13 protein-coding genes are annotated in these 13,671 nt (G+C 69.6%); 7 read left to right on the forward strand and 6 right to left on the reverse strand.

Annotated elements, in window-relative coordinates; all coding sequences use genetic code 11:
• Positions 1–11 precede the first annotated feature (11 nt).
• The gene (fahA, locus tag ACT54X_RS00320) at positions 12–1,334 is read left to right on the forward strand and encodes a fumarylacetoacetase (RefSeq protein ID WP_294366100.1); all 1,323 of its coding nucleotides are present in this window, start codon (positions 12–14) and stop codon (positions 1,332–1,334) included.
• 83 nt (positions 1,335–1,417) lie between these two features.
• Here the strand turns inward: fahA and ACT54X_RS00325 are convergent, their stop codons facing one another.
• The 5 genes from ACT54X_RS00325 to boxC form a co-directional block, all read right to left on the reverse strand.
• Positions 1,418–1,852: a MaoC family dehydratase gene (locus ACT54X_RS00325; protein ID WP_294366103.1), complete on the reverse strand. Its 435-nt coding sequence runs from the start codon at positions 1,850–1,852 to the stop codon at positions 1,418–1,420.
• 16 nt (positions 1,853–1,868) lie between these two features.
• Positions 1,869–2,228 (reverse strand): cupin domain-containing protein, encoded by a 360-nt coding sequence (locus ACT54X_RS00330; protein WP_294366105.1) that lies wholly within the window; start codon positions 2,226–2,228, stop codon positions 1,869–1,871.
• A 124-nt stretch (positions 2,229–2,352) separates the two neighbouring features.
• The gene (gene boxA / locus ACT54X_RS00335) at positions 2,353–3,633 is read right to left on the reverse strand and encodes a benzoyl-CoA 2,3-epoxidase subunit BoxA (RefSeq protein ID WP_294366106.1); all 1,281 of its coding nucleotides are present in this window, start codon (positions 3,631–3,633) and stop codon (positions 2,353–2,355) included.
• A 105-nt stretch (positions 3,634–3,738) separates the two neighbouring features.
• Positions 3,739–5,166 (reverse strand): benzoyl-CoA 2,3-epoxidase subunit BoxB, encoded by a 1,428-nt coding sequence (boxB, locus tag ACT54X_RS00340; RefSeq protein WP_294366108.1) that lies wholly within the window; start codon positions 5,164–5,166, stop codon positions 3,739–3,741.
• Positions 5,167–5,211: 45 nt separating this feature from the next.
• Complete coding sequence (gene boxC / locus ACT54X_RS00345) at positions 5,212–6,903, reverse strand: 2,3-epoxybenzoyl-CoA dihydrolase (protein ID WP_294366110.1); 1,692 nt, start codon at positions 6,901–6,903, stop codon at positions 5,212–5,214.
• 295 nt (positions 6,904–7,198) lie between these two features.
• On the opposite strand from boxC, the gene ACT54X_RS00350 reads away from it, so the two are divergent.
• Both ACT54X_RS00350 and ACT54X_RS00355 read left to right on the forward strand, forming a co-directional pair.
• Positions 7,199–7,462 (forward strand): AbrB/MazE/SpoVT family DNA-binding domain-containing protein, encoded by a 264-nt coding sequence (locus tag ACT54X_RS00350; protein WP_476344426.1) that lies wholly within the window; start codon positions 7,199–7,201, stop codon positions 7,460–7,462.
• Positions 7,456–7,776, forward strand: coding sequence for a type II toxin-antitoxin system PemK/MazF family toxin (locus ACT54X_RS00355; RefSeq protein ID WP_294366767.1), 321 nt, complete (start codon positions 7,456–7,458; stop codon positions 7,774–7,776). Before ACT54X_RS00350 ends, ACT54X_RS00355 begins: the two co-directional genes overlap by 7 nt.
• Before the next feature lie 38 nt (positions 7,777–7,814).
• Here ACT54X_RS00355 and ACT54X_RS00360 read toward each other — a convergent pair whose 3' ends face one another.
• A complete protein-coding gene (locus ACT54X_RS00360) occupies positions 7,815–8,777 on the reverse strand; it encodes a helix-turn-helix transcriptional regulator (protein ID WP_294366112.1) in 963 nt (320 codons plus the stop codon).
• 242 nt (positions 8,778–9,019) lie between these two features.
• Here ACT54X_RS00360 and ACT54X_RS00365 point away from each other — a divergent pair, with 242 nt between their 5' ends.
• The 4 genes from ACT54X_RS00365 (at position 9,020) to ACT54X_RS00380 (ending at position 13,630) form a co-directional block, all read left to right on the forward strand.
• Positions 9,020–9,493 carry a 4-hydroxylaminobenzoate lyase gene (locus ACT54X_RS00365; RefSeq protein ID WP_294366114.1) on the forward strand — a complete coding sequence of 158 codons (474 nt, stop codon included), beginning with the start codon at positions 9,020–9,022 and terminating at the stop codon, positions 9,491–9,493.
• Positions 9,494–9,496: 3 nt separating this feature from the next.
• Complete coding sequence (locus ACT54X_RS00370; protein WP_294366116.1) at positions 9,497–11,050, forward strand: 3,4-dehydroadipyl-CoA semialdehyde dehydrogenase; 1,554 nt, start codon at positions 9,497–9,499, stop codon at positions 11,048–11,050.
• Between the two features lie 50 nt (positions 11,051–11,100).
• Positions 11,101–12,651 carry a benzoate-CoA ligase family protein gene (locus ACT54X_RS00375; protein WP_476344429.1) on the forward strand — a complete coding sequence of 517 codons (1,551 nt, stop codon included), beginning with the start codon at positions 11,101–11,103 and terminating at the stop codon, positions 12,649–12,651.
• Positions 12,652–12,808: 157 nt separating this feature from the next.
• Positions 12,809–13,630, forward strand: a complete 822-nt coding sequence (locus tag ACT54X_RS00380; RefSeq protein WP_476344431.1) for an alpha/beta fold hydrolase — start codon at positions 12,809–12,811, stop codon at positions 13,628–13,630.
• The last annotated feature ends 41 nt before the right edge of the window (positions 13,631–13,671 follow it).

Raw genomic sequence — 13,671 nt, forward strand, 5'->3', positions numbered from 1 at the left:
GAGCGGCATCGATGACGCTCGACCGCACCCACGACGCCCGCGCGCGCAGCTGGCTGGCCAGCGCCAACGCATCGGGCGGTGACTTCCCGATCCAGAACCTGCCCTTCGGCGTGTTCCGCCGCGCGGGCAGCCACGAGGCCTTCCGCGGCGGCGTGGCCATCGGCGACCAGGTGATCGACCTGCAGGCCGCTGCCGCCACCGGCGCCTTCACGGGAATGGCCGCGAAGGCCTTGCAGGCCGCATCGCAACCCACGCTCAATGCGCTGATGGCGATGGGCCCCGAGGCCTGGCACGCGCTGCGCCTTGCGCTCTTCGATGCATTGATCGACGGCGCCACGGGCCCGGCCGCCGACGCGCTGCGCGCCGCGCTCGTGCCGCAGGCCCAGGCCGAGATGGGCCTGCCCAGCCGCATCGGCGACTACACCGACTTCTACACCTCGGTGCACCACGCGGTGAACGTAGGCCGGGTGCTCAAGCCCGACGATCCGCTCACGCCCAACTTCCGCTGGCTGCCCATCGCGTACCACGGTCGCGCCTCCAGCGTGGTGCCGAGCGGCACGGCCTTCCACCGGCCCATGGGCCAGGCCATGCCCCCCGGCGCCAGCGCGCCGCAGTACGGCCCCTGCCGCCGGCTGGACTATGAGCTGGAGATGGGCTTCTACGTGGGCCCCGGCAATGCCCAGGGCCGGCCCATCGGCATCGGCGAGGCCGAATCGCACATCTTCGGCATGTGCCTGCTCAACGACTGGTCGGCGCGCGACCACCAGTTCTGGGAAATGGCGCCGCTCGGCCCCTTCCTGGGCAAGAACTTCTGCACCAGCGTGTCGCCCTGGGTGGTGACGATGGAGGCGCTCGCGCCCTACCGCGTGGCCTTCGAACGTTCGAACGACGAGCCGCAGCCGCTCGCCTACCTGGACAGCCCCGCCAACCGCGAAGCGGGCGGCGTGGACGTGCAGCTGGAAGTGCGCCTGCAGAGCCCGCGGCACCGTGAGGCGGGGCATGCCGGCGACCGCCTGTCGGCCACCAGCTTCCGCCACCAGTACTGGACCCTGGCGCAGATGGTGGCGCAGCACACGGTGGGCGGCTGCAACCTGCAGCCGGGCGACCTGCTGGGCACCGGCACCATCTCCGGGCCCACGCCGGGCGAGGCGGGCGCCATCGTCGAACTGTCGCGCGGCGGCACGCAGGCCATCGACCTGCCGGCCACCGGCGAGACGCGCACCTTCCTGGAGGACGGCGACACCGTGATCCTGCGCGGCTGGTGCGAGCGCGAGGGCCATGCCCGCATCGGCTTCGGCGAATGCCGGGGCGAGGTGCTGCCGGCGGTGGGATAGCGAGGGCGGCGCATCGACGTCAGCAGCGCCAGCCGTTCAGCCCATCCAGCACAGTGCTGGCAATGGCCGGCCGGACCGCTCGGTCAGGGCAGTCGGAACAGACTGGTGACCATGGCGTCCAGCACCTGCACGTCGTGCTGGTTGAACAGCTGCCAGCGCCAGCGCAGGATGCCCAGGTGCGCCTTGGTGTCGGAGCGGCGCGCCTCGACCACCTCGGCCCGCAGGCGCAGCGTGTCGCCGGGCCGCACGGGCCGGGACCAGCGGATCTGGTCGATGCCCGGCGAGGCGAAGGATTCGGAGTCGTGCAGCGCCGCCTGCACCACCAGCCGCATGGCGATGGCGCAGGTGTGCCAGCCGCTGGCGATGAGTCCGCCGAACACGCCCTCGGCCGCCGCCTCGGGATCGGTGTGGAACCACTGCGGGTCCCACTGGCGGGCAAAGCCGAGCACCTCTTCCTCGGTAACGGCATGCGGACCGGCCTCGATGACCTGACCCGGGCGGAACTCGGCAAACTTCATCCGGTGCGCAACCGCCTCAGCGGGGCGCTTCCTCCAGCGGCGGCATGGCCTGCGCATGCAGCCGGGCGACCCAGTAGGTCGCACCGTCGGGGCCATAGCGCTCCTCGTGCGGCTGATCGGGCGCCAGCACGAAACGGTCACCGCGGTGCAGCACCCGGGTCTCGCCACCGACGGTGAGGGTCAGCTCGCCCTGCACCATCAAGGCTTCCACCGCGAAGGGATGGCCGTGGCTGGCGACCTGCGTGTCCGGCTCCCACATGCGCTCGGCCACCTCGTCGAAGCCGCGCTTGCGCGCCTGCGCCTCGTAGGCGGAAAAGCTGGGCAGCGCATCGGGGGCGATGGGGGCGGGGAAGGTGACGCTGGCGGGAGGATTCATCAGGGGCTCCGTGGCGAGGTGGGCCGGAAACGGCGACCCGCAAGTGTCTCGCGTCCGATGGCACTCTGGCGAGCCGACGTTCTCTATGGGCTCGATCGTGCACGTGCCCCCGGCCGTCTGTCCGTCAGTACGTCTCCAAGTGCAGCCGCCCTTCCTGCTTGAGCCGCGCGGCGATCTGTTCCCAGTCCAGGCCGGCCTCGTGGGCCACGTCGCGCAGGGCCAGCACCACGCCTTCCTCCATGCTCTTGAGCCCGCAGACATAGAAGTGGGCGGCCTCGTCGCGCAGCAGCAGGGCCAGGTCGGCGGCGCGGTCGCGCATCAGGTCCTGCACGTACTTCTTCGGCTGGCCGGGCGTGCGGGAGAAGGCCAGGTTGATGTCGATGAAGTCCTTGGGCAGGCTGGTCAGCGGGCCGAAGTAGGGAAGTTCCTGCTGGGTGCGGGCGCCGAAGAAGAGCATCAGCTTGCCGCCCTCGAACTTGCCGCTCTTGCGAAGGCGCCGCCGCCATTCGGTCATGGCCCGCATCGGCGCGCTGCCGGTGCCGGTGCAGATCATCACGATGTGCGACTTCGGGTGGTTCGGCATCAGGAAGCTGCTGCCGAAGGGGCCGACCACCTGTACCGTGTCGCCCACCTTGAGATCGCACAGGTAGTTGGAGCAGATGCCGCGCACGGCCTGGCCCTGGTGGTCCTGCGTGACGCGCTTCACCGTCAGCGACAGGTTGTTGTAGCCCGGGCGCTCGCCGTTGCGCGCGCTGGCCACCGAGTACTGGCGCGGCTGGTGCGCGCGGCCAAGCGCATCGGCGCCCGGCGGCACGATGCCGATGGACTGGCCCTCCAGCACCGGGAAGGGCATGGCGCCGAAATCGAGCACGATGTGGTGCGTCTCGCTGTCGAAGCCCGCTTCGGTGCAGTTAAAGTTGCCCGTCACCGTGGCGGTGATGGGGCTCTTGGGCGCATGCAGGTTGGTGTACGGATGCGCGGCCGACCAGGGCGGGCGGGTGGCGCCGTAGCTGGCCGAGTGGAAGGGCGCGGTGCCCGGCTCGGCCACGGCGTCCGCATTCGCCGGTGCAGCCGCGGGCGCGACCTCGGCGGCATCGGCGGGCACGCCTTCGGCCGCCAGTTGCTCTGACGTGAGTTCCGCGGGCAGCTCATCCCACAGCAGCTGTTCCTCGATCGGGTAGGCCTTGGCCGCCGGCACCGTGCGCCAGTTGTCGATGGAGCCCGTCGGGCAGGGCGAGATGCAGGCCATGCAGCCGTTGCAAACGTCGGCCTTGACCACGTAATTGCGGTCGTCGTGCGTGATCGCCCCGATGGGGCAGGTGGCCTCGCAGGTGTTGCAGCGGATGCAGATCTCGGGGTCGATCAGGTGCTGCTTGATCACGGCCACGTCCACAGCCATGTCCATCGTGTGTCTCCTTGCCGGCCTTGGCGACCGATGTGGGGGTGGGCCGGCAATCCGGGCCCCGGCGTCGGCCGTCCCTCTTCAGGACGGCCTCGGCGCATTGTGGGTTCAGGCGAAGCGCACGTACTCGAAATCGACGGGCTGGCGGTTGATGCCCATGACCGGCGGCGCGATCCAGTTGGCGAACTTGCCGGGCTCGACCACGCGGCCCATGAGCGAGGCGACGAAGGCGCGGTCCTCGTCGGTGGGCAGCCATTCCTTCTTCTTCGCCTCCCATTCGGTCTCGCTCACCACGCGGCCGTCCGGCGACATGCGGATGCCGGCCAGGGCGCCGATGGCGCGGTTGAAGGCCTTGTGCGGCACCGTGAGGCGGAAGGGGATGCCCGCCTTCTCGATCACCTTGTTCCAGCGCCCAACGCCGGCCACCGAGTCCTTGATGAAGTCGTCGCGCAGCACCTCGTTGAGCGCATTGAGCATCGGCACTTCCTTTTCCACCAGTTGGCCATCCTTGACCTCCAGGACCTTGTAGGTCTGGTTCTTGAGGACATGGTCGTCGGTGCGCTTGCCTTCTTCATAGCGGCCCTTGAGGCCCGAGCTGTAGAAGGTGGCGGCGTTGCTGGACTGGTCGGCGCCGAACAGGTCGATGGTCACCGAGTAGTGGAAGTTCAGGTAGCGCTGGATGGTCTCCAGGTCGATGGCGCCGGCTTCGCGCACCTTCTTCGGGTCGTCGGTCTTGAGCTCGTTCATCACCTGACAGGTGCGCTGGATCACGCGGCTGACGCCCGACTCGCCCACGAACATGTGGTGGGCTTCTTCGGTCAACATGAACTTGGTGGTGCGCGCCAGCGGATCGAAGGCGGACTCGGCCAGGGCCGACAGCTGGAATTTGCCGTCGCGGTCGGTGAAGTAGGTGAACATGAAGAAGGCCAGCCAGTCCGGCGTCTTCTCGTTGAACGCACCCAGGATGCGGGGGTTGTTCTCGTCGCCGCTCTGGCGCTCCAGCAGGGCTTCGGCCTCTTCGCGACCGTCGCGGCCGAAGTGCTTGTGCAGCAGGTAGACCATGGCCCACAGGTGGCGGCCCTCTTCCACGTTGACCTGGAAGAGGTTGCGCAGGTCGTACTGGCTGGGCGCCGTGAGGCCCAGGTGGCGCTGCTGCTCGACGGAGGCCGGCTCGGTGTCGCCCTGAGTGACGATGATGCGGCGCAGGTTGGCGCGGTGCTCACCGGGCACGTCCTGCCAGGCCTTCTCGCCCTTGTGGTCGCCGAAGTGGATCTCGCGGCTGGCGTCGCCCGGGTTCAGGAAGATGCCCCAGCGGTAGTCGCGCATCTTCACGTGGCCGAACTGGGCCCAGCCGTTGGGGTCCACGCTTACGGCCGTGCGCAGGTAGACGTCGAAGTTGGTGGAGCCTTCGGGGCCCACGTCGTCCCACCAGTTGATGAAGTTGGGCTGCCAGCCTTCGAGCGCGCGCTGCAGCGTGCGGTCCTCGGCCAGGTTGACGTTGTTGGGGATCTTCTCGCTGTAGTTGATGCTGCTCATGTCTCGACCTCTTTACTTGGAGAAATGGATGGGAGAGCCTGGGCGTCAGACGCGCTTCATGTCGAAGCCCGCCTTCTGGCCGGTGCCGTAGACCTTCAAGGCGCCTGCCTCGCCGACGGCGTTCGGGCGCTGGAAGATCCAGTTCTGCCAGGCCGACAGCCGCCCGAAGATGCGGGTCAGCATGTTCTCCTGGCTGGCAAAGCGCAGGTTGGCCTCCAGGCCGGTCAGGGCGTCGGGCGACATGGCGGCGCGCTCTTCCAGCGCGATGCGCAGTTCGTCCTCCCAGTCGATGTCGTCGGGCGCAGCGGTGACCAGGCCGAGCGTCATCGCCTCGTCGGCATCGAGCCGACGGCCGGCGGCCGCGCGGACGGCCTCCATCGGGCCGGACTCTTCGTAGAAGCGGCGCTGCAGGCGGCTCTGGTCGTTGACCAGGGGCAGCAGACCGAAGTTGAGTTCGTCCAGCACCAGCTTCGGCGCCTTTTCGGGCGCGTCGGGCAGGGCCAGCATGTAGCTGCGGTCGGCGGCGAAGGCCAGCTCGGCGAACAGGCCGGCGAAGCAGGAACCTTCGTCCACCACGGCGAACAGGGTGCGCGAGGACACATCCAGCCGCGCGAAGGTACGGCGCAGCGCGCCCAGCGTCTCGCGCGCCAGCCAGTGGTCCTGGTGCGCCAGCAGCTGGCGGTCGGCGGCCAGCACGGCCTCGGCCTCGCCGCGGGTCTTGAGCAGCCAGGTGCCGATGTCGGGCTCGTTGGTGCGCAGGTGCAGGATGGCGTCGTCCAGCTCGCGGGCCAGGGCCAGCGGCCACCAGCCGGCGCCGGCCGCCTCGATGGCCGCGATGTCGGCGGGCAGCGCGGACTGCGGGGCCTTGAGCGTGAGCGTGGCGGTGCGCTTGGTGCGGTCCACCGAGACCTCGACATGGGAGTAGCGCACGCTGTCGGCCGATTCCTCGCGCTGCAGGCGCGGCAGCGCGATGCCGCGGGCGCTGGCGGGGCGGGTGCTGCCTTCGGCCAGCTTCATGGCGCGCTCCTGCACGGCCGCGCCGAACTGCGCCGGCTTGGCCACGGCATCGACCAAGCGCCAGTCCACGGCGCGCTGGCCACGCACGCCTTCGACGCTGGTGCAGAAGATGTCGGCCAGGTCGTGGCGCACATGGCGCTTGTCGGTCACGCGGGTCAGGCCACCGGTGCCGGGCAGCACGCCCAGCAGCGGCACCTCGGGCAGGCTGACGGCCGAGGAGCGGTCGTCCACCAGCATGATCTCGTCGCAGGCCAGGGCCAGCTCGTAGCCGCCGCCGGCGCAGGCGCCGTTGACGGCGGCCAGGAACTTGAGGCCGGAGTGCTTGGACGAGTCCTCGATGCCGTTGCGCGTCTCGTTGGTGAACTTGCAGAAGTTCACCTTCCAGGCATGGCTGGAGAGGCCCAGCATGAAGATGTTGGCACCCGAGCAGAAGATGCGGTCACGGGCGCTGGTGACGATGACCGAGCGCACCTCGGGGTGCTCGAAGCGGATGCGGTTGAGTGCGTCGTGCAACTCGATGTCCACGCCCAGGTCGTAACTGTTGAGCTTGAGCTTGTAGCCGGGGCGCAGGCCGCCGTCCTCGGCAATGTCCAGCACCAGCCGGGCGATGGCGCCGTCGGTGCTGAGCGTCCAATGCTTGTACTGGCTGGGGTCCGTACGGTAGTCGACGGGCGCCTGGGCCGCCGAGGTGCTGCTTGCTGCTACTGCGCTCTCGCTCATGGGGTGTCTCCTGGGTGGGTCAACCGGAAGCAATTTGCATGTTGCTTCGTCGATGACATGCATCATCATGCATGTTTACGGGCGCGTCAAGTCAAGGCGGAGAAGGCCTGCCGGGTTTCGGGCTGGGGGAATCCCGAGGGAGCAACCAGGGCCGCGACGTGATCCGAGGCACTTCCTTCGCCTGCGCGCCGAGCCATCTTCGACGAGCTCAGGGCGAACGGCAGCAAGGCCAGATGACGTTGTTGCAAGGGGCTCTGGACAGGCCGGCGCTGGACGTAATAACATTGTTATTACTATGCCCGCTATCGCCGTCACCATTCGCGCCATCGGCAACAGCAAGGGTGTCGTGCTTCCCAAGACTGTGCTGGCTCAGGCCGGTCTGGAGGACGTCACTGACGCCGAATTGCTTGTCGAGAACGGCGTCATCCTGCTGCGCAAAGCCGCCCCCCGCGTCCGGGAAGGCTGGGCGGATGCCGCAGCCCGCGTGAGCACCCAGGGCGGCGATGCGCTGGTCATGGGCGAATTCGGCAACGAAGGCGACGAGGACCTGGCCTGGTGAAGCGCGGAGAAATCTGGTTGGTCAACCTCGACCCCACAGTGGGCAGCGAGATCCAGAAGTCCCGGCCGTGCGTCATCGTCTCGCCGGCCGAGCTGAACGATCACCTGCGCACCGTGATCGTGGCGCCGATGACGTCCAAGGGCTTTGCCGCGCCCTTCCGCATCCCCGTGACGCACGCGGGCACCGAAGGCCTGATCCTGCTGGACCAGCTTCGCACGGTGGACAAGGTCCGCCTGGTCCGCAAGATGGGCGCGCTGTCCGCGAAGACCCTCGCCAAGACGCTGGCAACGCTGCAGGAAGTGTTCGCCCCCTGAACGGCGCGGGACAGGCAGGACGCTGTGCCCGCAGCTCGTCAGCCGCCCACCGGCTCCGCCATCACCTTCTGCACCGCCGCCCGCAGCGCCTCGAAGGCCTGCTGCAGCGTGGTGCCGCCGGTGTCGACCGTGAGGTCGGCCTTGGAATAGAAGGCCGCGCGGCCGTCGAGGATGCGCTTGAGGTCGTCCATGGCCTCGCGGCTGGCGGCCATGGGGCGCATGTCGCCCTGGGCGATGACGCGGCCCATGTGCTCCTCGGGCCGCGCCTGCAGCCACACGGTGGTGCAGTGGGCCAGCAGTTCGTTGAAGGTGGCCGGGTCGGAGACGATGCCGCCCGGCGTGGCGATGACCACCTCGCCGTAGATCTGCACCGTCTCTTCCAATGCGCGGCGCTCGTAGCGGCGGTACGCGTTGGTGCCGTACAGGTCGTGGATCTCGCGCACGCTGCAGCCGGCAAATTTCTCGATCTCGCGGCTGAGCTCGATGAAGGGCAGCCCCAGGTCCTCGGCCAACATCTGGCCCAATGTGGACTTGCCCGCGCCGCGCAGGCCCACCAGCGCGAAGCGGCGCTTGCGGGCGGGGTCGATGCCCGCCGTGCCCAGCAGCTCCCCCAGCGCCATGCGCGCGCGCCGCAGGTCGGCCTCGCTGCGGTTCTCCAGCAGTTCGCGGATCAGCAGCCATTCGGGCGAGCTGGTGGTCGCGTCGCCCAGCAGCTCGGCCATGGAGCACTGCAGCGCGCCGGCCACCTGCTGCAGCACCAGGATCGACACGTTGCCCATGCCGTATTCGAGGTTGGCCAGGTGGCGCTCCGACACGTCGGCTGCCTGAGCCACTGCTTTGCGCGTCAGGCCGCGGCGCGCGCGCAGGCTGCGGGCGCGCTCACCCACGGCCGCCAGCAGCGGATGGCGGTTCTCGCCGCCCGCCGCGGTGTTGGCCGCCTCCGGCGGATGCGCGCCTGCCTCCGCCACGCGGGGGAGCAGCGCGCTCTCGGGTTCGCTCATTGCATCGTCCTTCACAACGCCATTGTCGCGAGGCGCCACTGGCCCTCGCGTCGGCGGATTCATCGCCGGCCTTTCCGTCTTCGCCGAACCTAGGGATAACACCCAACATGCACTATGTTGCTTGACATGCATCAGGCGCGCTTCTATGGTTCGTACGCAAGCAAGATACTGCACATCAACGACGCCGGCAAGCACTGGCGTCAACCCGCAGAGAGACAAGCATTCCGCCAGCGAGACCCACGATGTCCAAGGAAGCCTTCCATGCCCAAGTGGCCGCACTGACGGCCCAGATCGCCGGCCGGCCACTCGATGCCGCGCTGGACGCCTGGCTCAACGCCGAACACGGCGCGGGCAGCGCCACCTACGCCCAGCTCAAGGCCAGCTGCGAAGCGGGCGTGGCCGAGGGCTGGCTGTGCGAGCGCGAGGGCGGCGGCATCCGCTACGGCCGCGTCTTCAAAGCCGAGGACGCCCTGCATCGCTTCTCGGTTGACGTGGTCGACATGCAGGACATTGCCGGTCCGCACCATGTCCACCCCCACGGTGAGATCGACCTGATCATGCCGCTGGCCGACAGCCGCGCCGCCTTCGACGGCCGGCCCGCCGGCTGGTGCGTCTATCCGCCGGGCAGCGCGCACCGGCCCACCGTGAGCGACGGCCGCGCGCTGGTGCTCTACCTGCTGCCCGAAGGGCGCATCGAATTCACCAAAGGCGCCTGAGCCATGAGCCTCGAACTCCTCCAGAACCACGTCGCCGGCCGCTGGCAGGCGGGCACCGGCGCCGGCACACCGCTCCTCGATCCGGTGCTGGGCACCGGCCTCGTGCGCGTGGACGCCACCGGCCTGGACCTGCCCGCCGCCTTCGCCTTCGCGCGCCAGGCCGGCGGCGGTGCCCTGCGGGCGCTGAGCTACCGCGAGCGCGCCGGCCTGCTGGCCGCCATAGTGAAGGTCCTCCAGGCCAACCGCGACGCCTATTACGAGATCGCCACCGCCAACTCCGGCACGGTGAAGAACGACTCGGCGGTGGACATCGACGGCGGCATCTTCACGCTCGGCCAGTACGCCAAGTGGGGCGAGTCGCTGGGCGACGCGCATGCCCTGAAGGACGGCGAACCGGTGCGGCTGGGGCGCGAGCCCCTCTTCCAGTCGCAGCACGTGCAGGTACCGGTGCAGGGCGTGGCGCTGTTCATCAATGCCTTCAACTTCCCGGCCTGGGGCCTGTGGGAGAAGGCCGCGCCGGCCCTGCTCTCGGGCGTGCCGGTGATCGTCAAGCCTGCCACGGCCACCGCCTGGCTGACGCAGCGCATGGTGCGCGACGTGATCGAGGCCGGCGTGCTGCCGCCGGGCGCGCTGTCCGTGGTGTGCGGCAGCTCGGCCGGGCTGATGGATGCGCTGACGCCCTTCGACCTGGTCTCCTTCACCGGCTCGGCCGACACCGCGGCGCTGATCCGCGGCCATGCGGCCGTGGCCCGCCATTCGGTGCGCGCCAACATCGAGGCCGACAGCCTGAACAGCGCCCTGCTTCTGCCCGGCGCCGCGCCGGGCGATGCGGTGTTCGAGCTGCTGGTCAAGGAGGTGGTGCGCGAGATGACGGTCAAGTCCGGTCAGAAATGCACCGCCATCCGCCGCGTGCTGGTGCCCGAGGCGCTGTATTCACCGGTGGCCGAGGCCGTGTCCGCCCGACTGGCCAAGGTGAGCGTGGGCAATCCGCGCAACGAGTCGGTGCGCATGGGTTCGCTGGTCAGCCGCGAGCAGTTGGCCTCCGTCCAGCAGGGTCTGCAGCAGCTGGAGGCCGCGGCCGAGGTGCTGCACGACGGCCGCCGCACGGCGCTGGTGGATTGCGACCCGGCTGTCGCCGCCTGCATCGGCCCGGTGCTGCTGGGTGCGCGCGATGCCGACGGCGCGGGCGTGGTGCACGACGTGGAAGTGTTCGGCCCGGTGTCCACGCTGCTGCCCTACCGCGACCTGCCGCATGCGCTGGCCCTGGCCGCGCGCGGGCTGGGCTCGCTGGTGGCCTCGGTCTACGGCAGCGATCCGGCCGAGATCGGCCGCGCCGCCCTCGCGCTGGCGGCCAGCCACGGCCGCGTGCATGCGGTGACGCCCGAGGTGGCGCAGGCCCACACCGGCCACGGCAACGTGATGCCCATGTCGCTGCACGGCGGCCCGGGCCGCGCCGGTGGCGGCGCCGAGCTGGGCGGCCTGCGGGCGCTGGACTTCTACCACCGCCGTGCGGCGGTGCAGGCCAGCCCTGCGGTGCTGGATGCGCTGGTGCCGTGACGCGCGCCTGACAAGAAAAAAGAGCCCCAGGGAGTGACTAGGAGACAACGATGAGCCTGCCCGCCCGCTTCAACTTCGCCGAACACCTGTTCGCCCTCAACCGCGGCCGCGCCGCCAAGGCCGCCTACATCGACGACCGCGGCGTGCTCAGTTATGGCGAGCTGGAGGACCGCGCCCGCCGCCTGGCGGCGGCCCTCACCGCCGCCGGTGTGCGGCGCGAGGAGCGCGTGCTGCTGCTGATGCACGACACGCAGGACTGGCCCGTGTGCTTCCTGGGCAGCCTCTACGCGGGTGTGGTGCCGGTGGCCGTCAACACCCTGCTGACGGCCGACGACTATGCCTACATGCTCGAGCACAGCCGCGCCCAGGCCGCGCTGGTGGGCGGCGCGCTGTTGCCGTTGCTGCAGAGCGCGATGGAAAAGGGCACGCACGAGCTGCAGTCGGTGATCGTGGCCCAGCCCACTGCCGCCTTGCCGCGCGGCATGCAGGCGCTGGAAGACGCCATCGCCGCCGTCGAGCCACGGTCCGCCCCCGCGTCCACCACGCCCGACGACCCGGGCTTCTGGCTCTATTCTTCCGGCTCCACCGGCAAGCCCAAGGGAACCGTCCACACCCACGGCAACCTGTGGTGGACGGCCGAGCTCTATGGCAAGGCCGTGCTGCAGCTGACCGAGCAGGACGTGTGCTTCTCGGCCGCCAAGCTCTACTTCGCTTACGGCCTGGGCAATGCGCTGACCTTCCCGCTGTCGGTGGGCGCCAGCGTGGTGCTGATGGCCGAGCGGCCCACGCCCGAGGCCACCTTCAAGCGCTGGACGCAGGCCGAGCACAAGCCCACGGTCTTCTTTGGCGCGCCGACGGGCTATGCCGGCATGCTGGCCTCGCCGCTGCTGCCGGCGCGCGATCAGGTCGCGCTGCGCATGGGCTCCTCGGCCGGCGAGGCGCTGCCGGCGGACATCGCCCAGCGCTTCAAGGCGCACTTCGGCTGCGACATCATCGACGGCATCGGCTCCACCGAGATGCTGCACGTCTTCCTCTCCAACCGGCCGGGCGACGTGCGCTACGGCAGCACCGGCCGTCCGGTCGAGGGCTACGAGGTGGAGCTGCGCGGCGAGGACGGCCGCCCCGTGCCCGACGGCGAGGTGGGCGACCTCTACATCCGCGGCCCGAGCAGCGCGCTGATGTACTGGGGCAACCGCGAGAAGACGCGCGACACCTTCCTCGGCGGCTGGACCAAGTCCGGCGACAAGTACGTGCGCGATGCCGAGGGCTACTACACCTACGCCGGCCGCAGCGACGACATGCTCAAGGTCAGCGGCATCTATGTCTCGCCCTTCGAGGTCGAGGCCACGCTGGTGCAGCACCCGGCCGTGCTGGAGGCCGCCGTCATCGGCGTGGCCGATGCCGAGGGCCTCACCAAGACCAAGGCCTACGTGGTGCTCAAGCCCGGCCAGCCCGCCACCGATGCCGAACTCAAGGCCTTCGTGAAGGACCGGCTCGCGCCCTACAAGTACCCGCGGCTGATCGAGTTCATCGACGAGCTTCCCAAGACCGCCACCGGCAAGATTCAGCGCTTCCGGCTGCGAGAGCGGGAGCAGGCATGAGTCGAATGGCCATGCACGATCACGCGCTACCGAGAGCAGGCGCGCTGTCTTGCTCCCTCCCCCGCTGGGGGAGGGCTGGGGTGGGGGCCGGCAGCGCCCCTTGCGTCCGCACGGGCCCCCATCCCCACCTTCCCCCAGCGGGGGAAGGAGCAAGACCATGAGCACCGTCGACTTCGCCGACATCGACTGGCGCGGCAGGTCGGTGCGCATCGAGCACCGCCTCATCGTGCCGCCCGGTGCGGAGGCGGCGCCTCTCGTCGTCTTCCTGCACGAAGGCCTGGGCTCGGTGGCGATGTGGAAGGACTTTCCCGATCGTCTGTGCCAGACGCTCGGCGTACGCGGCCTGGTCTACTCGCGGCCCGGCTACGGACGCTCCACGCCGCGGCCGGCCGAAGAGCGCTGGGACGTGGACTTCATGCACCGCCAGGCCCACGAGGTGCTGCCGGCCTTCCTCGCAGCGCTGGGCATCGACACGCCCGTGTGGCTCTTCGGGCACAGCGACGGCGGCTCCATCGCCCTGCTCTTCGCCGCACGCCATCCGCAGGCCGTCGCCGGGCTGGTGCTGCTGGCGCCGCACCTCTTCGTGGAAGACATGACGGTGCAGAACATCGAACTCGCCCGCCAGGCCTACGAGCATGCGGACCTGCGCGCGCGCCTGGCCCGCTACCACGACGACGTGGACTCGGCCTTCCGCGGCTGGAACGACATCTGGCTGGCGCCGGCCTTCCGGGCCTGGAACATCGAGGCCGACATCGAAGGCATCCACTGCCCGGTGCTCGCCATCCAGGGCCTGGACGACGAGTACGGCACGCTGGCGCAGATCGAGGGCATCGCGGCGCGCGTGCCCGGCACCCAGCTGCTGCCGATTCCGGGCTGCGGCCACTCTCCCCATAGGGATCAACCCGAGAAGGTGATCGGGGCCACAGGCCGCATGCTCGCGCCTTCCTTGCGCGGGGCACCCGCTGCCGCGCCCAGGTAAACACCGAAGCCGCCCCCATTACTTTAGTTATAAAGTAATTT

The organism is Pseudacidovorax sp. DMC4 (genome assembly GCF_056314265.1).